This window comes from Streptosporangium sp. NPDC000239 (assembly GCF_040300765.1).
In the GTDB taxonomy this organism is placed as follows: domain Bacteria; phylum Actinomycetota; class Actinomycetes; order Streptosporangiales; family Streptosporangiaceae; genus Streptosporangium.
In genome coordinates this window covers 338,916-363,585 of sequence record NZ_JBEPEI010000003.1, presented here as the reverse complement: position 1 = coordinate 363,585, position 24,670 = coordinate 338,916, and the positions used below count along the sequence as shown (strand labels likewise).

Below are 24,670 nucleotides of genomic sequence, written 5' to 3'. Positions count from 1 at the left end.
GTTCTCCGGCAGGACGATCACCGGGAGTGACGTTCCTAGCGTGAGTTCCATGACAGAACCATCCCCTTCCCTGCCCGCCTCCAGGGCGCCGCTCGTACGGCGCCTGGCCGGGGGCCTGCTGCTCGTGGTCACCGCCCTGGCCGCCTCCGCCGCCGGTGTGGCCGCCTTCCTCGGCACGGCCGCCGCAACCGCGTCGGTCCCGGCGCTGTGCGCGGCGGGCCTGGTCACGCTCGTGATCGTCGCGTTCCTGCTCGGCCTGCCCTGCCTCGCCCTGTACGGCGCGCGCCGCCGTACGGTCGCCTCCGCCGTGTTCGCGGCCGTGGTCGCCGTCGTGGTCGCGGGGACGGCCACCGTCACGGTGTTCCGGCCGCTGCCGGTGATCGCCCACGGCCCCGCCCCCGCCGGTGTCGGGTTCTGGGACCTGCCGACCGGCTCCAGGATCGCCTACGTCTCCCTCAAGGCCGCCAAGCCCCGCCCCACCCCGGTGATCTTCCTGCACGGCGGTCCCGGCACCCCGGACGAGGGACTTCCCGACAGCGGCGCGGAGCTGGCCGCGCTGGGCTTCGACGTCTACTCCTACGACCAGCTCGGGGCGGGCAGGTCGACCCGGCTCGCCGACGTCTCCGGCTACACCGTCGCCCGGCACGTCGCCGACCTCGACGCGATCAGGAAGACCATCGGCGCGGAACGGGTGATCCTGGTCGGGGAGTCGTGGGGCGGCTCGCTCACCGCCCAGTACATGGCCGCCCACCCGGACAACGTGGCCAAGGCGGTCTTCGTCTCGCCGGGACCGATCTGGGAGGGCGCCTTCCCCGGCGGGAACTACGGCAGCCCCTGGGACCGGGTCGCCCCGCAGGACCGCGCCCGTTTCGACGAGCTGAACGAGGAGCCGAGGGTGCTGGCCCTGTTCACGCTGATGGGGATCAACCCTGAGGCGGCGCACGCGCTGGTCCCCGACGCCGAGGCCGACTCCCACCTGCACCGGCTCGCGCTCGCCGGCAAGGACGGGACCGGGTGCACGGCGGGCCCGCCGACCAAACCGCACGACAACCCGCAGGGCTTCTACGTCAACCAGGTCACCAACGCCGACTTCGCCGGGATCACCGACCCCAGGCCCGCCCTGCGCCAGGTGCGGGTGCCCTCGCTCATCATGCGGGGCGAGTGCGACTACGTCGCCTGGCCGGTGACCCGCGACTACCGGCGCACGCTGCCGGAGTCGAGGCTGGTCTACGTACGGGGCGCGGGTCACGCCGTCGAGCGGGGGCAGCCGAAGGTGTACCGCTCGCTGCTGCTGGACTTCCTGCTCGACCGGCCGCTCGCGCTGCCCGACCACTCCTCGGCGCAGCCTCCGAAGTGACCCGGGCGCCCCGGACGGTCAGTCCCACCAGAACGACCAGGCGTTCCTCCCCGTGATCCGCTCGGCGTAGTCGATCAGCGTGCCCGAGCTGTAGGTGACGCTGTCCGGGCAGAACGTCCAGTGCTCCGCGGCGACGTGCAGGGCGTGCTCGGGGGTGACGGGGGGCGCGGCGACGCTGAGGTCCAGGGTGTTGAACCCCAGGCCGACGACCCTGGCCCCGAACCTGTCCTCCCAGCTGCGCAGGACGGCGGCCAGCGGGACCATCCACTCGTTGTGGTTGAGCGCGCCCTGCCAGCCCATGACGGCCAGCACGTCCGCGCCCCGCTCCGCGGCCACCAGGCCGAGCGGGGCCCTGCGCTCGGCGACCAGCCCGGCGTACCAGTCGGCGACCACGTCGGGATCGGCGACGAGACTGCCCGCGGGGGCGGGTCCCGGGCACTGCGGGCCGTAGGGGGCCAGCAGGTCCAGCTGGTCGGCTCGAGCCCGTTCCACCCAGTCCGACCACACCTCGGCCATGAACGCGTCCGCGCGGTAGTTGTCGATCTCGGCCGCGGCGTCGGGGGCGATCTGCCCGGCCGACCACGGCTGTACGGAGTCCTCAAGGAGCACCGGCCACAGCCCCGAGTGCTCGTGTTCGGCCCGCAGCCTGGTCCACAGGTCGGCGGAGACCGCCTCGTCACTGAGCCAGAAGGCCGGGAGATGGTCCAGCGAGAACTGCGAGTAGTCGGGGTCGGGCCACACCAAGTCTCCCGGGGGCAACTCGGCCGCGATGCTGCGTCCCTGCCCGCCGTCGGCGAACAGCTGGCCCAGCAGCGGCGGAAGTTGCCCACGCTCGCAATCGCTCATCCCCACCGATCCGATCCTGACCACGGACCAATTTTGGCGCGTCAGGCGTGCCGAGCGACAGTTATCCCCCTCACCGACGGTAAACGCCCAGTACAGGGCTCATAGGACGGGCGCCCCGCCCCCTCGCGCAGGCGCCTGCGCGTGACGAAAGAGGGCGGGGCGCGTGACGGACAGGAAAGCGTTACGGGTGGGCGGGCCCCTCGCCGACGCCGAACCCGGCGATCACCGCCTCACGGTCGGCCCTGCTCATCGGCCAGCCGGGCGCGTCGGGGCGGCTCTGCCACGGTTTCGGCCCCTCCTTCGGCCGGTACTCGACCCCCAGCGCGTCGAGCCTGGCCGTGTGGACCTCCAGCCGCCCGGCGAACTCCTCGTACGGCGTGCGCTCCGCCGCCCACACGACCTCGGCGAACGCGCACAGCCTGGGGAAGACCATGTAGTCGACGGCCCTGGCGTCCTCCATGTGCTCGGTCCAGACGTTGCACTGGGCGCCGATCACCAGGGGGCGGTCCCGCTCGTCCATGCCGGCGGGGACGGGGTCGAAGGCGTGGACGTCCCGCAGGGTGAGCGGCGGCCCGATCGGGATGGGCTCGTCGGGCGACTCCGACTGCCGATAATCCAGATAGACCGACATGTCAGGACAGGCGACCACCCGGTGACCGGCCCGCGCCGCCACCGTCGTCGCCTTGGGCCCACGCCAGGCCGCCACCGTCGTCCCCGGCGTCGCACCGCCCTCCAGGATCTCGTCCCACGCGTACGGCGTGCGCCCGGCGGCGGCGACGTGCTCCGCGACGGCCCCGATGAAGACGGCGCGCGCGGCCGGGTCCCCCGGGCACTCGTCCCCGCCGATGCCGATGTGGGAGGAGGGGAAGAGCTCCATGACCTCGTCCAGGACGTCACGGCAGAACTCCAGGGCCGCCGGCGAGGTGAGGTCGAGGATGTCCTCGGAGACCCCCCATCCGGTACGGACCTCCGTGGGCCGCAGCCCCAGCTCCGGATAGGCCGCGACGACGGCCTGGGTGTGGCCGGGCAGGTCGATCTCGGGGACGACGGTGACGAACCTCTCGGCCGCATAGGCGACGATCTCCCGCACGTCGTCGGCGGTGTAGAAGCCGCCGTGCGGGCGTCCGACGACGGTCTCGTGCTGGCGGGAGCCGAGCATGCTCGCCGGGCGCCAGCCGCCGACCGAGGTCAGGCGGGGATACTTGGCGATCTCAAGACGCCATCCCTGGTCGTCGGTCAGGTGCAGGTGGAGCACGTTCAGCCGGTGCAGGGCCAGCAGGTCGACGAAGCGCAGCAGGTCGGCCTTGGGCATGAAGTGCCTGGCGACGTCCAGCATGCAGCCGCGCCAGCCGTACGCCGGACGGTCCTCGATCTCGACGGCGGGGGCGGTCATCGGCGCGCCCGCGACGGGGGCGCGCCGCAGCGCGGCGGGCGGCAGCAGCTGCCGGAACACCTGGGCGCCGTTGAAGACCCCCGCCGCGTCGCCCCCGGTGATCCACACGCCGGAGGAGGTGACCCGCAGCCGGTACGCCTCGGCCCCCAGGTCCGGGTCGAGGGCCAGGGTGAGGCGCCCCTGCTCGGGCCCCTGCGGCGGCAGCAGCGCGCAGCCGGTCGGCGGGCCGAGCGTGGCGCGCAGCCAGGCGGCGACCGACGCCAGCTCCCGAGGGGCGTCGAGCGCGGTCTCCGGGACCAGGGTGAAGACACCCGGGCCCGGCTTGACCGTGGACGGTCGCGGAAGCAGGCCGTGGGCGTTCAATCCTTCACCGCCCCGCCGAGCCCGGCCACCAGCCTGCGCTGGACGGCCACGAAGAAGATCAGCACGGGAATTGTCATCAGCGTCGAGGCCGCCATGATTCCCCCCCAGTCGTTCTCGTCGGGTTTGAAGAAGACCAGCAGGGCCGCGGGCAGGGTCTGGTTGCCCGTGGCCGAGATGATGAAGGTCCTGGCGAAGACGAAGTCGTTCCAGGCCGCGATGAAGGAGAACACACTGGTCGCCACCAGACCCGGCGCGACCAGCGGGAACAGGATGCGCCACAGCACGACGGGCCTGCTCGCCCCGTCGATCATCGCGGCCTCCTCAAGAGACTCGGGGACCGCGGCGACGAAGCCCCGCATCATCCAGACCGCGAACGGCAGGCTGAAGGCCAGGTGTACCAGGACGAGCGAGCCCAGTGTGTTGAGGCCGACACCGGGCACCGCCGTACCCAGGTCGCGGATCAGGAAGAACAGCGGGATGGTCAGCGCCTCGACGGGCACCATCTGCGCGATCAGGAACATGATCAGCACCGTGGTGCGGAACCTGAAGCGGAACCGGGTCACCGCGACGGCGGCCAGGAAGGCCACCACGCCGGAGAGCACGACGACGGACATGGCGACGACGAGACTGTTGAGGAAGTAGCGGCCGAAGTTCTCCCCGCCGAGCACCCGCTGGAAGTTCTCCAGGGTCGGCGCCAGGGTCCACGGACGCACCTGGAGCGACTGGATCTCCCCCGCCGGCTTCACCGCGGACAGGACCATCCAGTAGATCGGGAAGAAGGTGACGAACGCCGCGACCACCGCCACGACGTTGGCGACCAGGCGGGACCTGCTCACAGCTTCTCCCCGTTGCGGTGGATGGCGCGGATGTAGAACAGGGTGACCACCAGCAGGATCAGCGTCATGACCACGCCGATCGCCGAGCCGAGGCCGTACTCGGAGGAGCCGAAGGCCGTCTGGTAGGCGTAGACGTTGAGCACCGAGTTCTGGCCCGCGATGCCGCCCCCGTTGGTCATCACGTAGATCTGCGTGAAGATCTTGAAGTCCCAGATGATCGACTGGATGACGACGATCGTGATCAACGGCCGCAGCATCGGCACGATGATCCGCCAGAAGGACTGCCAGACCGAGGCTCCGTCGAGTGAGGCCGCTTCGAGCACCGAGCCGGGGATGGCCTGAATGCCCGCGTAGAGGGTCACCATGACGAAGGGGAAGGAGTGCCAGACCACGGTGACGCCGACGACGCCGAAGGTGATCCACCGGTCGTAGAACCAGTTGAAGCCCTCGATGCCGAGGACCTGGTTGACCAGCCCCAGGTCGGCGTCGAACAGGAACATCCAGACGGTCGAGCCGGTCATCGCGGGCGCCGCCCACGCGGCCATCGCGGCCAGCGAGAGCAGCAGCCGGGGCACCCTGCCCGCCCTGGTGAGCACCACGGCCAGCGCCGCGCCGACCGCGAGCGTCGAGACCACCAGCGCCGCGGCGAACACCAGCGTCTGCCCGAGCACCGACCAGAAACGGCCGTCGGCGGCCAGGAGGGCGTAGTTGCCCAGCCCCACGAACCGGGTCGGCTGCCCACCGCTGACCTGGGCCTGCCGGTAGTCGAAGACCGACAGCAGGCCGAGCATGTAGAGCGGGTAGCCGAACAGCGGCACCAGCACCGCGGCGGACGGCAGCAGGTAGAGCCACGGCCGCAGGCGGCCACCCCCGCGGGCCCGGAGTCCCGGGCCCGCGGGTACCTTCGGCGTCTTGGACGCCCCCGGTGCCACGGTCGCGGTGGTCGCCGAGGTCATGACCGGCCGAAGGCGGTCTTCACCGCCGCCGCGGCCTCGTCGGTCGCCTGCTCGACGGTGGCCTGCTTGGTGGCGATCTTCTGGAGCATGGTCGGGATGACCTTCTGGTTGTCGATCTTCACCCAGGCCGGGTCGATCGGCACGAAACGGGTGCCCGCGGCGACGGTGTCGAGGAACGGCTTGAGGAAGGAGTCCTTGGCCGCCAGTTCGTCACGCGCCGAGGTCAGGGTGGGCAGGTTGCCCATGGCCTCGTACATCTTGGTCTGGTAGGTCTTGCCGCCGAGCAGCTGCAGGAACTTCACCGCCAGCGTGCGGTGCCGGCTGTTCTTCATGACGCCGAGGTTGTTGCCGCCGGAGAAGGCCGGGGCGGGGGTGCCCGCCTTCGAGCCGGGCAGCGGGATCACGGCGTACTTGCCCGCCGCGGCGCCCGCGTCGACCGCGGCGCGGTTGAAGTTGCCGAGGATGCCCATGGCCGCCTTGCCGCTGGCGAACAGTTCGACGGTCTTGCCGCCGGTCAGGCTCGCGCAGGCCTGCGGCGGGCAGACGTCGTCGCTGAGCAGGTCGGTGTAGGCCTTGACGCCCGCGCGGGACTCGGGGCCTGCGAGGTTCTCGATGTCGCCGCCGGCGTCCCAGACGAACGGCATGGCGCCGAAGGTGTACTCGCCGCCGACGGCGATGCCGTACAGGTCCGGCTTCTTCTTGCGGATCTCGCGGGCGGTCTCGGTCAGCTCGCCCAGGGTGGCCGGGGGCTTGAGGCCCAGCTCCTCGAAGACGTCGGTGCGGTAGTAGAGGGCGCGGATGCCGATGTACCACGGCAGGCCGTAGACCTTGCCGTCCACGGTCGCGGACTTCAGCAGGTCGGCGCCGACGTCCTTGCCCTCGGACCAGGCCGACAGGTCGGGGCCCAGGTCGGAGAAGCCGCCGGCGGCGGCGTACTCGGCCAGGTCGGTGTTGCCGTACTCGGCGACGTCGGGCGCGCTCGCCGGGTCGTTGAAGGCGCCCTTGAACTTCTCGTGTCTGGCGGGGGTCGTCGGGATGTAGGCGACCTCGACCTTCACGCCCGCGTTGGCGGCGGTGAACTCCTTGATCGCCTCACCGACGACCTTCTCCTTGGGGGCGCGGTTGGGCTCGTCGAACAGCCACACCCTCAGGGTCCCGGACTTCTCGTCACCCCCGCTCGCGGCCGGGGCGGTCGACGGCGCGCACGCGGCCAGGGCCAGCAGGGCCACACCCGCGGCGGCCCAGTTCAGGATCTTCACAGGTCTCTCCTCCCGTTGGCGGCAGACCCTAAGAAGGGGGCGCCTGTCACCGGAAGGGGGGAATGTCCTTTGTTCTGCACTGCAGAACCTTGTGTCGCAAACTGGAAAGAAGACTTCCAATTCCCATAGTTTGTGGTTCGTGCCCGACTCAGCCTGATGACCACACGTGAGGGCGTGATGAACGAACCTGCGCCGGAACGCAACCAGTCAGCCTCGCTGCGGCGAGCCCTGGCGGTACTGGAACACGTCCGTGACCACGCGGGGGCGGGCCAGGGACTCTCACTCACCCGGCTCGCCGAGGCCACCGGCCTGTCCAAGAGCACCGTGCTCCGGCTGACCCTCCCGCTCATCGAGACCAGGCTGCTCGACCGGGACCGCAAGACCGGCGCCTACCGGCTCGGGCACGGCTCGCTCCACCTGGGCCAGGCCTACCTGTCCACGCTCGACCTGCGGACCGTCGCCGCCGAGGAGTCGCACCGGCTGATGACCGAGGTCAAGGAGACCGTCCACCTCGTGGTCTACGACCCTCCCGAGGTGGTCTACATCGACAAGGTCGAGAACGAGGCCACCGTGCGGATGGCCTCGCGGATCGGCAGCAGGGCTCCCGTCTACCGCACCGCCGTCGGCAAGGCCATCCTCGCCTGGCAGCAGGACGAGGACGTCGAACGGGTCGTGGCCGCCGGGATGCCGCGGATGACCCGCCACACCATCGTGGACGCCGACCGCCTGCGCACCGAACTCGGCCGCATCCGGCAGCGGGGCTACGCCGTCGACGACCGCGAGAACGAGCCCGAGGTGCGCTGCGTCGCGGCGCCGATCTTCAACCACGCCGACAGCGTGACCTCGGCCATCTCCATCTCCGGGCTCACCTCAAGGATCACCGCCGTCCGGGTTCGCGATCTGGGACCGTTGGTCGCGGAGACGGCGCTGCGCATCTCCAGGAAGCTGGGATCGACCCGCTGACCGTTCACAGACGGGGCCCGGCGTCGGGGGGGACGCCGGGCCCGTGGAGGCAGGGGACCGCCTCCACCCGCATGTCCGACGAGACCAAAAGGACCAACCTTTGATGATCGACCTGGTGACGCTCGGGGAGAGCATGGCGCTGTTCACCGCACGCCGTACCGGGCTGCTCCGGCACGCCCGCGACTTCGGCCTCGGTGTGGGTGGCGCCGAGTCGAACCTGGCGATCGGCGTCAGTCGCATGGGCCGCCGCGCGGCCTGGTTCGGCCGGGTGGGAGCCGACGAGTTCGGAGAGCTGCTGCGCTCGACACTGGCCGGCGAGGGGGTGGACGTCCGGGGAATGATCGTCGACCCCGAGGCGCCGACGGGCCTGATGGTCAAGAGCAGGCGGACCGCCGAACTGGTCGACGTGCGCTACTACCGCTCGGGCAGCGCCGGGTCCCGGCTCCGCCCTGGCGACCTCGACCTGCCGACGTTGCGCTCCGCCCGGGTGCTGCACGTCACCGGCATCACCCTCGCGATCTCCGCCTCCGCCGCCGAGACCGTGCGCGCCGCGGTCGCCGAGGCCCGCGCCGCCGGGGTGACGGTCTCGCTCGACGTCAACTACCGCCGCGCCCTGTGGAGCCCCGCCGAGGCCTCGGCCGCCCTGCGGGACGTCGTGGCCTCCACCGACGTCCTGTTCGCCACCGAGGCCGAGGGCGGCCTCCTCGCCGAGGGCGACGACCCGGTCCGCCTGGCCAAGTCCCTGTCCGCCCTCGGCCCCCGCCACGTGCTCGTCAAACGCGGCGCGCTCGGCGCCGTCGAACTGTCCGACGGGGTGCTGCGGCACGCCGAGCCGTACCGGGTGACCGAGCTCGACCCGGTCGGGGCGGGTGACGCCTTCGCCGCGGCCTGGCTCGCCGAGACCATGGAGGAGGCCGACCCGGAACGGCGCCTGGCCACCGCCTGCGCGGCCGGGGCGTTCGCGGTCACCTCGGAGGGCGACTGGGAGAGCCTCCCCCGCCGCCGCGACCTCTCCCTGCTCTCCCCCTCCGACGCCGTCAGCCGCTGACCGTCCGAGGCGCCCGCCCCCTGACCCGCCGACGGTTCCGTGGGACGCTTGGCACGCGAACAAGATCCGATCTGGAGGACGTGAATGAGCGGCATCAGAGACGACTTCCTGTCCGCGGCGCGTTCCGCCGCCGCCCTGCTGCGTGACCCCGCGGTCACCGCGGCGTGGGAGGAGCCGAGCGCGCTGCCGGAGTTCGGCGTCGGTGCCCTGGCCGGGCACATGGTCAACCAGATCCTGCTCGTCCCCCGGCTCCTTGAGGACCCCGTGCCCGAGGAGCCGGTCGTCTCCCTCGTCGATCACTACGGCCGCTCCCTGTGGGTGGACGCCGGCCTCGACGACGAGGTGAACGTCACCATCCGCCTGGGCGGTGAGCAGATCGCGGCCGAGGGCCCGCGGGCGCTGGCGGAACACGTCGACTCGGTCGTCGAGGAGCTGGCCGTACGGCTGCCCTCCGCACCGGAGCGGCCGGTGCGCTTCCCGTGGTGGGGGCCGTGGTCGCTGACGTTCGACGACGCCCTGGTCACCAGGACGGTCGAACTGGTCGTCCACTCCGACGACCTGGCGGTCAGCGTGGGCGTCCCGACGCCGCCGCTGCCGGAGAGCGTCGTGGACAGGGTGATCGTCCTGCTGTCCAAGGTGGCCGCGCGACGGCACGGCCCGACCGCCGTCCTGCGCGCCCTCAGCCGCGCCGAACGCGCCCCGTCGAACATCACCGCCTTCTGACACCTGTCCTGTCCAGGAGGGGCTTCCCAGGCCCTTCCCGGCGCCTTCTCAGGCCGCCTTCCCGGGCGTCTCCTGGCGCCTTCCGGGCTCTTCCCGGGCACCTGTCCGGGCGCCTCCCAGGTGCCCTGTCCGGGTGCCCTCACCGGTGCCCGGGTACGGCGCCGGTCACCGGGACGCGGGGAGCCTGCCGAGGGCGCGGGCGAGGACGGTGGCGGTCTCGGCGACGACCTTCTCCTCGTACGGCGCGCCGGAGGCACGCCGGGTGGTGTAGACGGCCATGACCAGGGGCGCGGCCGACCCGGAGGGGCGGACGACGGCGATGTCGTTGGCGGCGCCGTAGGCGGCGCCGGAGCCGGTCTTGTCCCCGACGACCCAGCTCTTGGGCAGCCCGGCGCGGATGCGTGCCCCACCGGTCCTGTTCGCCCGCAGCCAGCCCTCCAGCCTCGCCCTGTCCTCGGCGACGAGCGCGTCCCCGAGGACGACCGCCCGCAGGTCACCCGCCACGGCCGCCGGAGTGGTGGTGTCCCTTCTCTCGCCGGGGCTCCAGTCGTTGAGCTCGCTCTCCCAGCGGTCCAGGCGGGAGACCGGGTCTCCCAGCGCGCGGAGGTATCCCGTCAGCCCGGCCGGGCCGCCGATCCGCCTCAGCAGCAGGTTGCCCGCCGTGTTGTCGCTGCGGGTGACGGCCGCCTCGCACAGCTCCGCGACGGTCAGCCCGTCCCTCACGTGCTTCTCGGTGACCGGGGAGTTCGGCTTCAGGTCACCGCGCCGCCAGTGGACGACGCGCTCCATCAGCCCGGGACTCGTGGTGCGGGCCTTGTGCAGTACGGCCGCCGCCGCCAGCGCCTTGAAGGTGGACAGCAACGGGAAGCGTTCGCCGGCCCGGTAGGCGATCGTCCTTCCGGTGCCCGTGTCGAGGGCGTAGGCGCCGATACGGCCCCCGAAGGACCTCTCCAGCGCGCGCAGTCTCCGGTGGGCGTCGGCCTCGGCGGACGGGCGTGCCACCGAGGCACGCGTCAGGTGGCCGCCGGCGGTGACCTGGCCGTACGCGGCGCTCGGGCCGTACGGGAGGGTACCGGCCAGGAACGCGAGCACGGGGGCGGTCGTCCTCAGGGCCGCGGCGAGGCGGCGGGGGCGGTTGCGCATTCCTCATTCTCACCCCCACCCTGCCCCCGGGCCCGGCACGGGGCGGAGCCCCCCAGATGACGACGGCGTGTCGCCCCGGGTCATCCCTCCGCGCGTCGTACGGCCTCCGCGGCGTTGATCAGGCCGATGTGGCTGAAGGCCTGGGGGAAGTTGCCGATGGGCTCCCCGGTCACCGAGTCGACCTCCTCGGCGAGCAGACCGACGTCGTTGGCGTACGACGCAGCGGTCTCGAACGTCCGCCTGGCCGGGCCGCTCCTGCCCGCCATGGCCTGGGCGTGGGCCAGCCAGAACGTGCACAGCAGGAACGTGCCCTCGTCCCCGGGCAGCCCGTCGGCCGCCTGGTAGCGGCGCACCAGGCCGTGCCCGTCGGTCAGCCGTGTGGCGACGGCGTCGACGGTCGCGCACACCCTGGGGTCGTCACCGGGCAGGAAGCCGACCATGGGCAGCATGAGCGCGGCGGCGTCCAGGTCCCGTGAACCGAAGGCCTGGGTGAAGGCGCCCACCTCCGGGTTCCAGCCGTGCGTCAGGATCGCCTCACGGATGCGCTCCTCGGTCTCCTTCCAGGCGGCGACGCGTTCGTCCGCCCCCAGGAGCGGGGCCAGGGACACGGCCCTGTCCATGGCGACCCAGCACATCAGCTTGGAGTGCAGGTAGTGCCGCTCGGGGCCGCGCACCTCCCACAGTCCCTGGTCGGGCTCCTGCCAGCGGCGGGCCGCCGTCTCCGCGACGCCGACGAGGAAGGCACGGGTCAGCGGGTCGGGCCGGTGCGCGTTCCGGTGGAGCAGACCGGCCGCGTCGAGCAGTTCGCCGTAGACGTCGATCTGGCGCTGCCGCCAGGCGTCGTTGCCGACCCGCACCGGGGCGCTGCCGCGCCAGCCGGCCAGGTGGGGCAGCGACCGTTCGCTCAGGTCGCGTTCGCCGCCGACGCCGTACATGATCTGCAGGTCGGCGCCCTGGTCAAGCTGGGTGGCCGAGGCGCGGGCGAGGAAGGTGAAGAACTCCGCCTCCTCGACGTCGCACGTCGCGGTCGCCAGCGCCTGGAGGGTGAAGCTGGTGTCACGGACCCAGGTGTAGCGGTAGTCCCAGTTACGCTCCCCGCCGATGCTCTCCGGCAGGGAGGTGGTCGCCGCGGCGACGATGGCGCCGGTCGGGGCGAAGGTCAGGGCGCGCAGCACCCGCCCGCTCCGGTCCACCTCCCGCTCCCACGGCCCCCGGTAGCCCAGGTGCGTGTCCGACCAGGAGCGCCATCCGGCGACGGTGTCCGTGATACGGCGGTGGATCCGCTCCTGACTTCTGCGCGGCGGGTCCGGCGCCCAGCCCGAACTGGCCTGCAGCGCCATGCCCAGGCGCTCGCCCGCCTCAAGCGTCACGGTGCCGTGCGCGGTCGATCCGCTCACCCGCAGCGGCACCGGGACCGACAGCGTCAGGACGTTCGCGCCGCCCCGCGCGACCAGGCCGCCGGGCACGGACTCCATCAACGGCTGGACGAGCCCGAACTCGGGGCGGGGCGCGTACTCCACCTCAAGCGTCATCCGTCCCTCGACGCACGTCGCCTCGCGCAGCAGCAGGCCCGGCGACCCGGTGCCCAGCGCGTGCCCGCGCTCCCCCTGGCCGAGGGCGAGCGCGTCGCGCAGGACCACGGTCCCGTCCCGGCCGCGGAAGGTGGTCTCAAGCACCAGGCTGTGTTCCAGGTATCCCCGCTCGACCCCGACGGGGCAGGCGGGCCGTACGGACCAGTGTCCCGCGTCCTCGTCGAGGAGCCTGGCGAAGAGGGCCGGGCTGTCGAACCGGGGCAGGCACAGCCAGTCGATCGAGCCGTCCGAGGTGACGAGGGCCGCCGAACGGCAGTCGGACAGCATGGCGTGGTCACTGATCGGTCGTGTGCTCAAGGACGTGCACCTCGCCAACCGCCGGTGAGGATCATGGGTCACGCATCCCGGGCCCGGCACACCCCATTTGCCCCAAACTCCCCTTTTTCTGGATATACCCCCAGGTAGAGAGGCCAAGCCGTACCGGCGACCGGCCTGCCCCGTACGAACCAAGCCGGGTGCCCTGTCCGCTTCAGGACAGGAGGATGTCTGATTTACGACAACACACCTGGCGGTTCCCCTGCATCGTTGGCAGAGCCGAGGCCCCACAGGAGGTTCGCCATGGAGAAGTACGGCGCGCTGCTCACCGTCGACGCCGAGAAGTTCAGCAGACACCGGGACGTCGACCTGCCCCACCTCCACATGGAGATCCGCCGCGCCCTCTCCGCCGCCTGTACGGCCTGCGGCCTGGCCGAGACCTGGGAGTCCGCCCGGTTCAAGGAGAGCACCGGGGACGGAATCCTCGCCGTCCTGCCCGGTGAGGCGATCCCCACGCTCGTCGATCCCTTCCCCGCCCGGCTCCAGGAGGCCCTGGCCGCCGCCGCGCCGGAGCTGCGGGCCAGAGGGCTGAGGTTACGGCTGCGCGCCGCCCTGCACGCGGGCCTCGTGGACGACGAACGGGAGGAGGCCCCCGGCGTCTCGGCCGCCACCGTCACCGTCTGCCGTCTCTGCGACAGCGAACCCCTCCGGGACGCCATCGGGGGGAGCGACCCCGACGTCACCTTCGCCGCGTTCCTGCTGTCGGACCAGGTCTTCCGCGACTACGTCGCCGGAGGCCGTACGGCGTTGCGGGAGAGCCAGTTCACGGAGGTCCGGGTCCGGATGGACGACAAACAGTTCTCCGAGACCGCCTATCTGCGCGTTCCCGTACCGTCCGCCGTCGCCGCGCCGCTCCCCGAGACCGGTGTTCCCGCCCGGAACGACGGAACCTCGATCAGCGGGGTGACGATCAACGGGCGGGGATCAAGAAACGCCTTCGGCAACACGGTGAACGGCGACTTCAGGATGGGCTGAGCATGACCACGATCGAGGACGTCACGATCACCGGGGACGGCTCCCAGAACGTCTTCGGGAACACCGTCGCGCGGGACCTCATCCTCAACCAGCTCACCATCGTGCGGGGCCGTCCCGCGATGGTGCTGTCCGAGGACGAGGTCGCCGAACGGGTCAGGGCCTACATCCCCGCCTTCAACCACGGCCGGATCGTCGAGATCCTCGCGGCGGACCACGTCATCGCGCTGGCGGGCCCGGAGGGGGCGGGCGTGGTCACCACGGCCATCGCGGCGCTGCGGCGGTTGCACCCGGCCCTGCGCATCCGGTTCTTCTCCACCGGGGAGGACGACGTCGAGGAGGCCGCCGCGGCGTCCACTCCCTGCGGATACCTGATCCGCGCCCGCGACGAGGAGCCCTCGCGGCTGCGGTCCTTCCTGGCCGCGGTGCGCGCGTCGAACGCGTTCGCCGTCGTCGTCGGCACGGCGGCCGAACAGCGGCACCTCACCGAGTTCCTGACCTCGGTCACCGTCGAACCACCGCCCGCCAACGCCGTCTACCGCAGCCACCTCGCCCGCCGGGGTCTGTTCGACTCCCCCTGGCAGGACTGGTCCGGAGGGACACGGCTGCTGTGGGGCGCCTCCCCCGGCGACGCCGCCCGCCTGGCCAGGATCGTCTACGAGGTGAGCCGCAGGGGCGGCGACGAGCACGAGGTCGAACGCGCCTACCTCGGCTGGGCCGAGGAGCTGCGCAAGTGGTTCGGCTCCCACCCCGGCCTGCTGGACCAGACCCTGATGATCGCCGCGGCGACGATCACCCCCGCCGACGAGACCCAGGTGTACGGCGCCGCGTCGTCCCTGGCCAGGCACCTGGAGATCACCCTGGCGGGGGGCGGCCTCGCCTGGACCCCGACCACCGGCCTGAGCGAACTGCTCGACGCCGAACGCGACGAGGACCAGATCGTCTTCCGCCGATACGGCTACGCCGAGTCGCTCCTGCCCCACGTCTTCGCCGAGTACCCCCTGGCCAGGATGGAGCTGCTCTCCTGGCTTGCCAAGCTGCCGACCGACACCGTCCTCGCGCTGGAAAGAACGCTCGGCCACCGGCTCGTCAGGACGTTCGCCGACCTCGCGGCCAGATACAACAAGTACGAGAAGATCACCCAGATGGCGCGGGCCTGGGCCACCGGATCGGCCGCCGACCTGGCCTACATCGCGCTCACCCAGACCTGCCTGCACCCCCTCGTCGGCGGCCGGGTGCGGACCAAGCTCTACGAGTGGTCGCGGGAACGCCAGGCCCCCCAGAGCCTGAAGCTCACCGTCGTGCAGGTCTGCGAGGTCCTCGGCCAGACCCACCTGTCGATCGCCATGACCCGGCTCAAACACCTGGCGACCCACGGTGACGAGCGGGTCAGGCTTGAGGTCCTCGACGTGGCCCGCGCCCTGGCCGACCTCGACCCGGCGGCGGTCTTCTCCACGGCGCTGAAGTGGGCCGCGAGCACGGCCCAGGGCACCGGCGCGGACATGATCGGCAGGCTCGACGTCGCCATGCGTCTCCTGCTCGACCTGCTCCCCTCCTTCGGCGGCCCCGAACTCCGTCAGGTCCTGGAGACCGTCGACCACCTGGTCACGAACGGCACCCCCCAGCTCCGCTCCCGCCTGCTGGGATGGGCCAGGGAACTGGCCGCCGGCTACCCGGTCCACGTCCTCATCCTGGCGCTGTCCCTCACCAGGAACGACATCCCCTCCGTCCGGCAGCGGACGACCTTCGGCACCGATCTCTTCCTGACCCTGACCGTCTCCCTGGACTTCGAGGAGCACTCGTCGGTGCTGGAGACGTCCGGTCCCGTCGACCCGATGTCCTGCACCCTCGCCTGGCGGGCCGCCTTCGCCGCCACCCGGGAGTTCCCCCACTTCGGTGAGGCCCTGCGCGTCTGGCTGGACACCGCGGCCGCCCGCGAGGATCTGCGTACCGCTCTGGTCTCGGCTCTCACCGACGCCGCCCACCCCAGCCCGGCCTCCCGCCAGCTCCTGACGGACGTGGTCCGTTCCTGGGCCGCCGCGGGACCCGGCCGCCGTACGGTCAGGGAGGCGATCCTCACCCGCGTCCTGCTGCCCGAGTGGCGACGCTGGCTCCTGCTCGCCTGGGTACGGCTGCGCCCCACGATCCTCTGACCGTCCTGTGCGGGCTGTCCCGTCGAGACCGTTTCAACGGGACTCCCTGTTCGTCAGGACCACTTCACCGGGGCTGTGCCGTCGGGGCTTTCGTCGGGGCTTTCGTCGAGGCTTTTTGTCGGGGGCGGCTGCCACACTGCGGGGATGGCGACATGGCAACAGTTCGAGCGTGAGGCCGGTGAGCTGGCCTCGGTGGTGAGGGCCCGGTTCGAGGCGAGCAAGAGCCACGTGCTCGCGACCCTGCGCAGGGACGGCTCCCCCAGGGTGAGCGGCAGCGAGGTCGACTTCCAGGGGCCCGACCTGTCGTTCGGCTCGATGCTCGGCGCGGTCAAGGCCCTCGACCTGCGGCGCGACGGCCGGTGCGCGATCCACGCCCACCCGCACGACGACGGTGACGCCAAGGTCGCCGGGGTCGCGGTCGAGATCACCGATCCCGGCGAGAAGCTCGCCTACACCACGGGCGACGAGCCCCCCGGCGACTTCCACGCCTTCCGCCTCGACCTCCACGAGGCCGTCCTCACCTCGGTCGAAGGCGACGAACTCGTCATCCGCCTCTGGCGCCCCGGCCAACCGGTACGAACCATCCGCCGCAAATAGGGCCGTCAGGCGGCCAGGGCCTGTTTTATGGATCTTCACCACGGCGAGGATCCGCAAAGCAAGCCCTAAGGGGGATCGGAGGGGTCTCGGCCTTCATCGTTGGTGCAGGGCCGCCGCGTCATCAGGTGCTGAGAGAGCTCCAGCCGGTGATGCAGTCCTTTGCCCAGGCGGTGAGGCGTTCTGGAAAGCCTTCGGCGGGGAACGTGCCGTCCTGGGCAACGTCGTGGATGGTGACGCTGAAGGCTGTGGGCGGCGGGATGAGGGTGACCGGTGCACCGAAGGCGGCTTCAGAGGGTCGGGTGTCGCGGTGGCTGTTGGCGCGGCGGGTGTGTTCGGTGAGCCGGGTGACGGCGGTGAGCCCTCCGTCGAGGTAGGTGTGCAGGATCGTCCAGGGACGGGTTGGAGCGGCCCCGAGCAGGCGGCTGGGATGTTGGAGCAGGAAACAGGACACCGTGACACCGTGCAGAGAACCCCAGGGTGGGAGCCGAGAGTGGTCGAGTGCGAGCACGATCTCGAAGAGTTCCTGACACGGGTGAGGCCGAGTGGGTGCTCCGCATTCGGGGCAGCGGGTCACGGGTACCTCCTGTTCTCACCGGGTGAGCGTAGGTGTTCGGCACACCTCTTGCCGGTCCTGGCCGAGGTCTGATCGACGAACGGCCGCCGACATCGGGCACATTGTTTGACTCTTGCGAACCCGTCGTCCAGGATCACCAGCTTCGCCAAGGTGAAAGCGGCTTGCGCCGACACGCTGGAGGACTCGTAGCGCAGCCGCCAGCGGCCCTTTTCCGGGACCAGGACCGCGGACCCTTGGGCCAGGTGTTCGTTGAGAACCTCGGTCACGGCGTGCTCATCGGGGAGCAGGGCCACCAGTTCGCCAAGCGACGAGACGGCCAGCGCCCGCTCAGCGTTGATCAGGACGTGGCTCCAGGCTTCACCTCGTCTGGCAGACATGCCCCTCCTGTATGACGAAGTCATCGATGTCAAGCAATGCGCTGCGAGGCTAGGGGCTCCCCTCGCCGGAAGGTCAAGCGAGCCGTCGGCGAGCAGCCGATCTCAGCCGACCTCGGGGATGTCGAGCAGGAGTCCGTGTCCAGACGAGAGCGGCCATAGGGCTGACGCGCGCCCCGAACAGGGGGCTGGGACATGAACGGGATCAGCGATGAGCGGTCATTCGCATGGAGCCGATGTGGGGGACTAACCACCCTGTAAAACGACACCGGCACGCCCACGATCGGAATCGTGAACGTGCCGGTGATCTCGCTGTGCGCCGCCAGGGACTCGAACCCCGGACCCGCTGATTAAGAGTCAGCTGCTCTAACCAACTGAGCTAGCGGCGCTTGAAGCCCTTGAAGGATAGCGCACTTCGGCCACAGGCCCGTAATCCGGCGGGAGTCAGTTCATCCCGCGCGACAAGCCGGGAAGTGCCGTCCGCGCTCTCACGGCTGACGGGGTGAGGCGTCAGTTCATCCTGCGCAGGACGCGGGCCGCGGTCCTGGCGAGCACCTCGACCTGCTCCGCGTCGAGATCCATGCGTGGCCCGGCCAGGATCCAGCGGGCGACCAGGCGCGGCTTGAGCAGGGTGAGCCCCTCGGCGCTGACCGTCCGCCTGAGTTCGCCGCCGTGTACGGCCAGCAGCGGCTCGATCGTCACGGGGATGTTCGTCTCGCGGGAGAGAACCTCGGCCAGGGAGTCGGCGGCCTTGACGAGCGCCTTGGCGACCGACGTGCCGTACTTCTCGCCGAGGAACAGCCGCTCGCCGTACTTGGCGATCTCGGTGTCCGGGGACCAGGCCTCGTTGTCGACCACCCAGACGCCGCCGGGCCCGATGACCAGGTGGTCGATCGAGGCCTCTCCGGGTACGGCCCGGCCGTCGAGGACGCGGTAACCGCGCCTGCGGAGGCTGCGGCGCAGCCGCCTTCCCGTGATGGTCTCGCCCCGGCGCCTGCCCCGCCAGACCGCGGTCGCCTCGTAGGAGCGCCAGGCCCAGAACAGGTCGCCCGCGCCGACCAGCAGTCCGCACACGAGCCCGAAGAAAGCGGGCGAGGGGATGGCGAACCGGTAGGCGATGACCAGCCCCACGGCCAGCCCTCCGGCGGCCTTGAGCCCGCGCATTTTCCAGCGCTGGTCCGCCTCCTTGCGCCAGAACTGCTCGTACATGACCTGGGGGGACAACCCGTGGACCGGGTCGTCGCTCGTCACGTAGATCGATCCGCCGGGCACAGCGAACTCCCGAGAGTCGAACGGTCAGGAAGACACGTGGATCTGCGGCGTTGAAGATCCTTGGTCATCAAATACCCGGCGGAGGGTTGGGGGCACCCCGGACCGTCCAAAGGTGATGGAACTAACACAAGCCGGATAGCCTTCGGGCCCCACCGGGGTCACGCCGTCTTCGCGGCGACGGGCGAGGAGGTCTCCACGACCTTCCTGGTGACCAGCCGTCCGATCAGGGCGGAGAGCCTGCGCGGACGGTCGGGCACGATGTGGGCCATGAAGAGGTTGCCCACCCCCGGCACGACGTAGCCCCGGTCTCGGTCGAGCGCGCGCAGCGCGCCGCGGACCACCCGGTCCGGCGTCATCATGCGCGCTCCGATCGCCGCGGCCCTGGTGCCGATCACGTCGAAGAACGCGGTCTCCACCGGCCCCGGGGTGACGGCGAGCACCTTGACCCCCCGGCCCCTGTACTCACTCCACAGCGCCAGGCTGAAGTTGAGCACGAACGACTTGGACGCGCCATAGGTCGCGAAGTAGGGCGCGACGTGGAAGCCCGCGGTCGATCCCACGTTGACGACGGCACCGCCACCGCGGGCGACCATGCCGGGGACGAACGCGTGGGTCAGGCCGACCAGGGACACGACGTTGACCATGAGTTCCTCGTGCTCGCGCTCTGCCGGGATCTCCTCGAAGCGGCCCGCGGTGCCGAAGCCCGCGTTGTTGACCAGCAGGTCGACGGTCATCCCCCTGGCGGCGACCTCCTCGGCCACCCGTGAGGCGGCGTCGGGTGCGGCGAGGTCCTGGACGACGACCTCGGCCCGCACGCCGTGCGCCCCGCGCAGTTCCCCGGCCAGGCTCTCCAGCTTCTCCACCGAACGGGCGACGAGCACGAGGTCGTGTCCGCGCGCGGCGAGCTGACGGGCGAACTCGGCGCCGATCCCCGAGGAGGCGCCGGTCACGAGAGCGGTGCTGTTCATCGCGAAACTCCCTCAACTTGGTTTCCTGGGTCATCAAGGTAGCAGCTATGGAGTTATCCGCAACATCGATGTTGCAGTTAACTTTCGAAATGGTGCGGTGCTGTAGCCTCTGAGCATGGCAACGACAGGTCGACGGCTACGGGCTGACGCGGAGCGCAGCATCAGGACGATCCTGGAGGCGGCCGAGCGACTGCTCAGCGAGAACCCCGGCGCCACCATGGAACAGATCGCCGAGGCCGCCGGAGTCGCCAGGACCACCGTCCACCGGCGCTTCTCCAGCCGCGAGGCCCTCGTCGAGACCATGGCGACCTCCGCCTGGCAGGAGATCAGCGACGCCGTCGACGCGGCCAGGCCGTACACCGCGCCGCCGCTGGTCGCCATGCACCAGGCGACCGCCAACGTGGTCCAGATCAAGTCCGGCTGGCGCTTCGCCCTCGGCACCCTGCCCCCGCCCGGCGAGGAGGCCGCCCGCATCCACAACGAGGTGATGGCCAAGTGCGACGCGGTGTTCGCGCGCGCGCTCGAAGCCGGGCTGCTGCGCCCCGGCACCGACCCGCTCTGGGCCCGGCAGGTCTACCTCGCGCTGATCAGCGAGGCGGTGCACCACTCCCCCGCCGGCATGCGGGCTCAGGCCCCCGACGACCCCGACGCCCTCGCCACCCTGATCATCGACACCCTCCTGTACGGCCTGGCACCCCGCAGGCCCGGTCCACCCGTCGCCCAGGACACGCAGGAAGTGGACCTTCCCGCAGGTCACGACCGGCCATAAGGTCGTCTCATGACCGCGACCATGCCGTCCCCCGTGACCCTCGAAGGTGAAGCCGTACGGCTCGAACCGCTGAGCGAGGCCCACGTCCCCGACCTGTTCCTCGCCGGAGGGGGCGACGACGAGGTGTGGCGCTGGCTCCCGGCCATCACCCCGCGCACCGAGATGGAACTGGCCGCGATCGTGACGCAGCTCGTCCACGACCGGCGCCACGTGCCGTTCGCGGTGATCCTCAAGGCGACCGGCCGCGCGGTCGGCTGGACCTCCTACATCGACACCCAGGGCTTCGACGAGAGCATCGAGATCGGCTGGACCTGGTATGGCAGGGCCGTGTGGCGCTCCGAGGTGAACACCGCCTGCAAGGTCCTGCTGCTCGACCACGCCTTCGGAGAGCTCGGCCTGAACCGCGTCCAGCTCAAGACCGACATCCTCAACCTCCGTTCGCAGGCGGCGATCCGCAGGCTCGGCGGCGTCCAGGAGGGGGTTCTGCGCCGCCACCGCCGCAGGCCCGACGGCTCCTGGCGTGACACCGCCTACTTCAGCATCCTGGACGACGAGTGGCCCGCGCACCGCAGCAGGTTGTGCTCCTTCGCGGTGAGGTGACCCGAAGACCGCACGGCCGGTCACTCGACGCGGCCCGGCCGCGACGCGTCACCGCGCGCGTACACACGGGCCGATCACGCCTTCCACAGCGTTGACGTGGAGCCGCATCTCACCGCGCGTACGCACGGGCCGATCGTCCCGGCGGGGGAGGAATCCCACGTCCCGGTACGCCGGGAAAAACCGGGTGAATCCCCGCCTGGGCCCTCGCTACCCTCCTTGTACGGCACACACGCCTGCATGGCTCAGTCGGTGAGAGCGCCGCACTCATAACGCGCCCCTTTGACGGGTCCCAGGTTCGAGTCCTGGTGCAGGTACCTTCACCCGCCGCCCTCGCCGGGCAGCATTCCCCGTAGCAGTTCGGCGAGGCCGAGGCGGAGGTCGTCGAGGGTCGGCTCGCTTCCCGCTCCGGCGACGGTGTCGAACATCAGGCCCTCCCCGAACGCGACGACCTGGCGGCCGTGCCGTACCGGGTCGGGGGATCCGGCGGCGGCGAGGACCGCGACGGCGGGGTCGCGGAAGCGGCTGCCCGCCCGGTCGTAGACCTCACGCAGTTCGGGACGCCGGGTGGCCTCCAGGGCGAGTTCGTATCGGGCGATCGTCCGGTGGCGGCCCGCGGTGAGCTGCTCCCACAGCGTCCTGGCGGCCAGCTCGACGAGCGTCTCGGGCGAGCCGGGACCGGCGGCGTCGAGGAGGGCGGCGAAGGTGGCGGCCTCCAGCTCGGTGAGCCGTTCCAGGGTCAGTTCGAGCAGCGCGAGGCGGGTGCGGGCGAGGTTGGAGGTCGACCCCGGCGGCAACCCCGCCTCCTCGTCGACCGCCCGGTGGGTCAGGCCGCGCATCCCACGTTCGGCCAGCAGGGCGATGGCGGTCTCCGCGATCAACTCGGCGCGTTGGGACTTCACCGTCCAATACTACGGTTGTAGTTACCCCGGGAAGAGGAGTAACCTTCACTACGCCTGTAGTGACTACATCTGTAGTGAAGGAGTGCGACGTGGCGCGCGCTGTGGTGATCGGAGCGGGGATCGGCGGCCTGACGGCGGCGGCGGCGCTCCAGGGGCGGGGCTGGGACGTGACGGTGTGCGAGCGCGCGCCCGCCCTCGAACCGGTCGGTTCCGGGCTCGCGGTCGCGGCGAACGCCCTGCGCTCGCTGGACACGATCGGCGTCGGCGACACGGTCCGCGGCCTGTCGGCGGTCAGGGGTGAGCTGGGCCTGCGGCGCCCCGACGGAAGCTGGCTGGCGCGCACGACCGAGGAGGAGGCCTCGGCGCGCTACGGCGACTCCGTGGTGCTGCTGCGCCGCGCTGATCTCGTCGGCGCGCTGCACGCCGCCCTCGCCCCCGGCACCCTACGGCTGGGCACCACGGTCCTGGCGGCCGATCCCGGCGGGGAGGTGCGCACCGAGGCGGAGACCCTGCGCGCGGACCTGGTGGTCGCCGCGGACGGCGTCTCCTCCCCCGTCAGGGCCACGCTGTTCCCCGGCCACCCGGCACCGCGCTACGCCGGGGTCACCAGCTGGCGGGTACTGGTGCCGGGCGGCGGGGCCGTCCAGGCCTCGGAGACCTGGGGCGCGGGCAGGGTCTTCGGGGTGATGCCGCTGGCGGGCGGACTGACCTACTGCTACGCGACCGACACGGTCCCCGCCGGCACCGGCGACGGCGACCAGCGCGCCGAGCTGCTGCGCCTGTTCGGCCGCTGGCACTCCCCGATCCCCGGACTGCTCGCCGCCGCCGAGCCCGGGGACGTGCTCAGGAACGACGTGTACCACCTGACGGCCCCGCTGCCCGCGATGCACCGGGGCAGGATCGCGCTGATCGGCGACGCCGCCCACCCGATGACCCCCAACCTCGGCCAGGGGGCCTGCCAGGCGATCGAGGACGCCGTCGTGCTGGCCCACGTCGTGAGCACGGGCGGGGATCTGGCCGCCTACACCTCGGCGAGGCTGGCGCGGACCGCGCGCATCACCGCCAGGTCCGCCTCGATCTGCCGGGCAACCCGGCTGCGCGGGCCGCTGGCCGTACGGCTGCGCGACACCGCGACGGCGCTCACCTGGCGGTTCGCCTCCGGGCGGATGACCGCCGCGATGGACGACGTCCTCGGCTGGCGGCCCCCGCACGACCAGGGCTAGGAGGAGACCGTCGCGGGTTCGCGCACGGCCGTACGGCTGCCGCCGTGGTCGGGGGAGAGCCGCCCCAGGGTGACGGTCCCCCAGATGAGCACCGCGGCGGCCAGCAGGGCGGGGATCACGTTGGCCGCCCCGGTCGGCATGGGCTCCTTCAGCAGGATGGCCCCGGCGAGGATCGAGGTGATCGGGTCGACGACCTGGACCGCGGCGTAGGCGATGCCGAAGTAACCCACCTCGTAGGACTTCTGCAGTAGCACCACGGCGCAGACGAGCAGCACCGGGATCGCCACGGTGAACCAGGTCAGCAACCTGCTCAGATCACCTTCGAGACCGCCGCCGACCACCCGCACGAAGGTGGAGACGCTGGCGGTGACCGCCCCCGCCCCGACCGAGAGCAACAGCGCCTTGAGCGATCCGTTGGCCTTGCGCGCGGTCAGGTGGGTGACCAGCACGATCAGCCCGACGCAGGCGAGGAAGCCGAACGCCTGGCCGTTGGTCATGTGGGGTGTCCCGGCGTGCGCGGGGACCAGCAGCATCAGGCCGAGCAGTCCGACGGCGACCGCGATCGACCCGAGGATCTCCTGCCTGCGCGGGCGCCTGCCGTGCAGCACCGCCGCCAGCGGCACCGCGAAGACCAGCGTCGCCACGCTGATCGGCTGCACCACGACCAGCGGCGCGAGGCTCAGCGCGACCGCGTGCAGACAGGCGCCGGTGAAACCGATCACTCCGCCGAGCCACCAGCGGGGCCGTCTCATCAGCTTGAGCGAGGCCCCTTCCGAGACCGCCTCGAACTGCTGGAGCGCCGCTCCGAGGGCGTAGCCGAGCGCGCCGATCAGAGCGATCGACATACCGACCCAGGTCATCGCCACCCACCGGAAGCGACCAGACATGAGTAAAGAAGCGATTCTTGGGTCATCCCGCAAGCTTAAAGCGCGCCAAGGACGGGTAAGGGGCCTCTCTCGTGCGCCAAGAGCGATTTTGGCCACAAAAATCCGCCCTAGTCAGCTTTTCTGCGGATTTTTTCGGTCCTGCACCGCCTTGTCCCCGCCCCTCCGGTACGGCGCCCGCTCCGGCCCCTCCCCTGCGAAGGCTCCGGAGCGGACTGCCCACCGGACCTACTGCTGGGGCGGGCAGACGCAGAACAGGTGGCCCTCCGGGTCGGCCAGGACGACCCAGTGCCCTCCCGGCTGGAAGTCCGGCCTGGTCGCCCCGAGCTCCAGGTAGTCCTTGACGGCCTGTTCCACGTCGGGGACCCGTACGTCCAGATGGAACTGCTTGTCCGGACCCGGCCAGACGGCGGGCGTGCGGTCGGGGTTGCGCTGGAAGTAGATGGTCATCGTGCCGTCGCCGACGGCGGCGTAGTCGTCCTCGGCGTACTGGACCTCGCAACCGAAGACCGCCGCGTAGAACTCCGCGAGCTTCCTGGGCTCCGCGCAGTCGATGTTCACGGCGATGAGCTGAGCGATCGTTGTCATGCA

General features: G+C 71.2%; 24 protein-coding genes and 2 tRNA genes. 11 read left to right on the top strand and 15 right to left on the bottom strand.

The features are described 5' to 3' along the window. The first annotated feature begins 49 nt into the window (after positions 1-49). Entirely contained in the window at positions 50-1,357 is a 1,308-nt protein-coding gene (locus tag ABT340_RS10805) for an alpha/beta fold hydrolase (protein ID WP_352010481.1), read from the top strand. 18 nt (positions 1,358-1,375) lie between these two features. Here ABT340_RS10805 and ABT340_RS10800 read toward each other — a convergent pair whose 3' ends face one another. The 5 genes from ABT340_RS10800 to ABT340_RS10780 form a co-directional block, all read right to left on the bottom strand. Further along, complete coding sequence (locus ABT340_RS10800; protein WP_352010735.1) at positions 1,376-2,203, bottom strand: DUF4253 domain-containing protein; 828 nt, start codon at positions 2,201-2,203, stop codon at positions 1,376-1,378. A 181-nt stretch (positions 2,204-2,384) separates the two neighbouring features. After that, positions 2,385-3,959 carry a beta-N-acetylhexosaminidase gene (locus tag ABT340_RS10795; protein ID WP_352010480.1) on the bottom strand — a complete coding sequence of 525 codons (1,575 nt, stop codon included), beginning with the start codon at positions 3,957-3,959 and terminating at the stop codon, positions 2,385-2,387. Further along, a complete protein-coding gene (locus ABT340_RS10790) occupies positions 3,956-4,795 on the bottom strand; it encodes a carbohydrate ABC transporter permease (RefSeq protein WP_352010479.1) in 840 nt (279 codons plus the stop codon). Before ABT340_RS10790 ends, ABT340_RS10795 begins: the two co-directional genes overlap by 4 nt. Continuing rightward, the gene (locus ABT340_RS10785) at positions 4,792-5,751 is read right to left on the bottom strand and encodes a carbohydrate ABC transporter permease (RefSeq protein WP_352010478.1); all 960 of its coding nucleotides are present in this window, start codon (positions 5,749-5,751) and stop codon (positions 4,792-4,794) included. The genes ABT340_RS10790 and ABT340_RS10785 overlap by 4 nt, the downstream gene beginning before the upstream one ends. After that, positions 5,748-7,010: an extracellular solute-binding protein gene (locus tag ABT340_RS10780; RefSeq protein WP_352010477.1), complete on the bottom strand. Its 1,263-nt coding sequence runs from the start codon at positions 7,008-7,010 to the stop codon at positions 5,748-5,750. The genes ABT340_RS10785 and ABT340_RS10780 overlap by 4 nt, the downstream gene beginning before the upstream one ends. Positions 7,011-7,166: 156 nt before the next feature. On the opposite strand from ABT340_RS10780, the gene ABT340_RS10775 reads away from it, so the two are divergent. The 3 genes from ABT340_RS10775 (at position 7,167) to ABT340_RS10765 (ending at position 9,744) form a co-directional block, all read left to right on the top strand. Then, a complete protein-coding gene (locus tag ABT340_RS10775) occupies positions 7,167-7,973 on the top strand; it encodes an IclR family transcriptional regulator (RefSeq protein ID WP_352010476.1) in 807 nt (268 codons plus the stop codon). A 103-nt stretch (positions 7,974-8,076) separates the two neighbouring features. Then, positions 8,077-9,021, top strand: a complete 945-nt coding sequence (locus ABT340_RS10770; RefSeq protein WP_352010475.1) for a sugar kinase — start codon at positions 8,077-8,079, stop codon at positions 9,019-9,021. Positions 9,022-9,105: 84 nt separating this feature from the next. Continuing rightward, positions 9,106-9,744, top strand: coding sequence for a maleylpyruvate isomerase N-terminal domain-containing protein (locus ABT340_RS10765; protein ID WP_352010474.1), 639 nt, complete (start codon positions 9,106-9,108; stop codon positions 9,742-9,744). Positions 9,745-9,909: 165 nt separating this feature from the next. Here ABT340_RS10765 and bla read toward each other — a convergent pair whose 3' ends face one another. Both bla and ABT340_RS10755 read right to left on the bottom strand, forming a co-directional pair. Further along, positions 9,910-10,887 carry a class A beta-lactamase gene (bla, locus tag ABT340_RS10760; RefSeq protein ID WP_352010473.1) on the bottom strand — a complete coding sequence of 326 codons (978 nt, stop codon included), beginning with the start codon at positions 10,885-10,887 and terminating at the stop codon, positions 9,910-9,912. An 80-nt stretch (positions 10,888-10,967) separates the two neighbouring features. Next, complete coding sequence (locus ABT340_RS10755; protein ID WP_352010472.1) at positions 10,968-12,776, bottom strand: glycoside hydrolase family 15 protein; 1,809 nt, start codon at positions 12,774-12,776, stop codon at positions 10,968-10,970. A gap of 261 nt (positions 12,777-13,037) precedes the next feature. On the opposite strand from ABT340_RS10755, the gene ABT340_RS10750 reads away from it, so the two are divergent. The 3 genes from ABT340_RS10750 to ABT340_RS10740 all read left to right on the top strand — a co-directional run bounded on the left by ABT340_RS10750 (position 13,038) and on the right by ABT340_RS10740 (position 16,516). Next, positions 13,038-13,769 (top strand): hypothetical protein, encoded by a 732-nt coding sequence (locus tag ABT340_RS10750; protein ID WP_352010471.1) that lies wholly within the window; start codon positions 13,038-13,040, stop codon positions 13,767-13,769. 2 nt (positions 13,770-13,771) lie between these two features. After that, a complete protein-coding gene (locus ABT340_RS10745) occupies positions 13,772-15,919 on the top strand; it encodes a hypothetical protein (protein ID WP_352010470.1) in 2,148 nt (715 codons plus the stop codon). 144 nt (positions 15,920-16,063) lie between these two features. After that, on the top strand, positions 16,064-16,516 hold the full coding sequence (locus ABT340_RS10740) for a pyridoxamine 5'-phosphate oxidase family protein (protein ID WP_352010469.1): 453 nt from the start codon (positions 16,064-16,066) through the stop codon (positions 16,514-16,516). A 121-nt stretch (positions 16,517-16,637) separates the two neighbouring features. Here ABT340_RS10740 and ABT340_RS10735 read toward each other — a convergent pair whose 3' ends face one another. The 5 genes from ABT340_RS10735 to ABT340_RS10715 form a co-directional block, all read right to left on the bottom strand. Next, positions 16,638-17,090, bottom strand: a complete 453-nt coding sequence (locus tag ABT340_RS10735) for a DUF5946 family protein (RefSeq protein ID WP_352010468.1) — start codon at positions 17,088-17,090, stop codon at positions 16,638-16,640. Beyond that, on the bottom strand, positions 17,087-17,467 hold the full coding sequence (locus ABT340_RS10730) for a hypothetical protein (protein WP_352010467.1): 381 nt from the start codon (positions 17,465-17,467) through the stop codon (positions 17,087-17,089). Before ABT340_RS10730 ends, ABT340_RS10735 begins: the two co-directional genes overlap by 4 nt. Before the next feature lie 312 nt (positions 17,468-17,779). Next, positions 17,780-17,853, bottom strand: a tRNA-Lys gene (locus tag ABT340_RS10725). Positions 17,854-17,974: 121 nt separating this feature from the next. Next, positions 17,975-18,736 (bottom strand): nuclease-related domain-containing protein, encoded by a 762-nt coding sequence (locus ABT340_RS10720; protein ID WP_352010466.1) that lies wholly within the window; start codon positions 18,734-18,736, stop codon positions 17,975-17,977. A gap of 158 nt (positions 18,737-18,894) precedes the next feature. Continuing rightward, on the bottom strand, positions 18,895-19,704 hold the full coding sequence (locus ABT340_RS10715; RefSeq protein WP_352010465.1) for an SDR family NAD(P)-dependent oxidoreductase: 810 nt from the start codon (positions 19,702-19,704) through the stop codon (positions 18,895-18,897). A 115-nt stretch (positions 19,705-19,819) separates the two neighbouring features. Between ABT340_RS10715 and ABT340_RS10710 the strand changes: the two genes are divergently transcribed. From ABT340_RS10710 to ABT340_RS10700, 3 genes are all read left to right on the top strand, one after another. Further along, positions 19,820-20,473 (top strand): TetR/AcrR family transcriptional regulator, encoded by a 654-nt coding sequence (locus ABT340_RS10710; protein WP_352010464.1) that lies wholly within the window; start codon positions 19,820-19,822, stop codon positions 20,471-20,473. A 9-nt stretch (positions 20,474-20,482) separates the two neighbouring features. Beyond that, the gene (locus ABT340_RS10705) at positions 20,483-21,073 is read left to right on the top strand and encodes a GNAT family N-acetyltransferase (RefSeq protein WP_352010463.1); all 591 of its coding nucleotides are present in this window, start codon (positions 20,483-20,485) and stop codon (positions 21,071-21,073) included. A gap of 231 nt (positions 21,074-21,304) precedes the next feature. Beyond that, a tRNA-OTHER gene (locus ABT340_RS10700) sits at positions 21,305-21,387 on the top strand. Positions 21,388-21,390: 3 nt separating this feature from the next. Here ABT340_RS10700 and ABT340_RS10695 read toward each other — a convergent pair. After that, positions 21,391-21,972 (bottom strand): TetR/AcrR family transcriptional regulator, encoded by a 582-nt coding sequence (locus tag ABT340_RS10695; RefSeq protein ID WP_352010462.1) that lies wholly within the window; start codon positions 21,970-21,972, stop codon positions 21,391-21,393. An 89-nt stretch (positions 21,973-22,061) separates the two neighbouring features. Between ABT340_RS10695 and ABT340_RS10690 the strand changes: the two genes are divergently transcribed. After that, the gene (locus ABT340_RS10690; protein WP_352010461.1) at positions 22,062-23,195 is read left to right on the top strand and encodes an FAD-dependent monooxygenase; all 1,134 of its coding nucleotides are present in this window, start codon (positions 22,062-22,064) and stop codon (positions 23,193-23,195) included. Here ABT340_RS10690 and ABT340_RS10685 read toward each other — a convergent pair. Together ABT340_RS10685 and ABT340_RS10680 are read right to left on the bottom strand one after the other, a co-directional pair. After that, positions 23,192-24,055, bottom strand: coding sequence for a DMT family transporter (locus ABT340_RS10685; protein WP_352010460.1), 864 nt, complete (start codon positions 24,053-24,055; stop codon positions 23,192-23,194). The two genes, ABT340_RS10690 and ABT340_RS10685, sit on opposite strands and share 4 nt — an antisense overlap. Positions 24,056-24,307: 252 nt before the next feature. After that, entirely contained in the window at positions 24,308-24,667 is a 360-nt protein-coding gene (locus ABT340_RS10680) for a VOC family protein (RefSeq protein WP_352010459.1), read from the bottom strand. Positions 24,668-24,670: the final 3 nt, after the last annotated feature.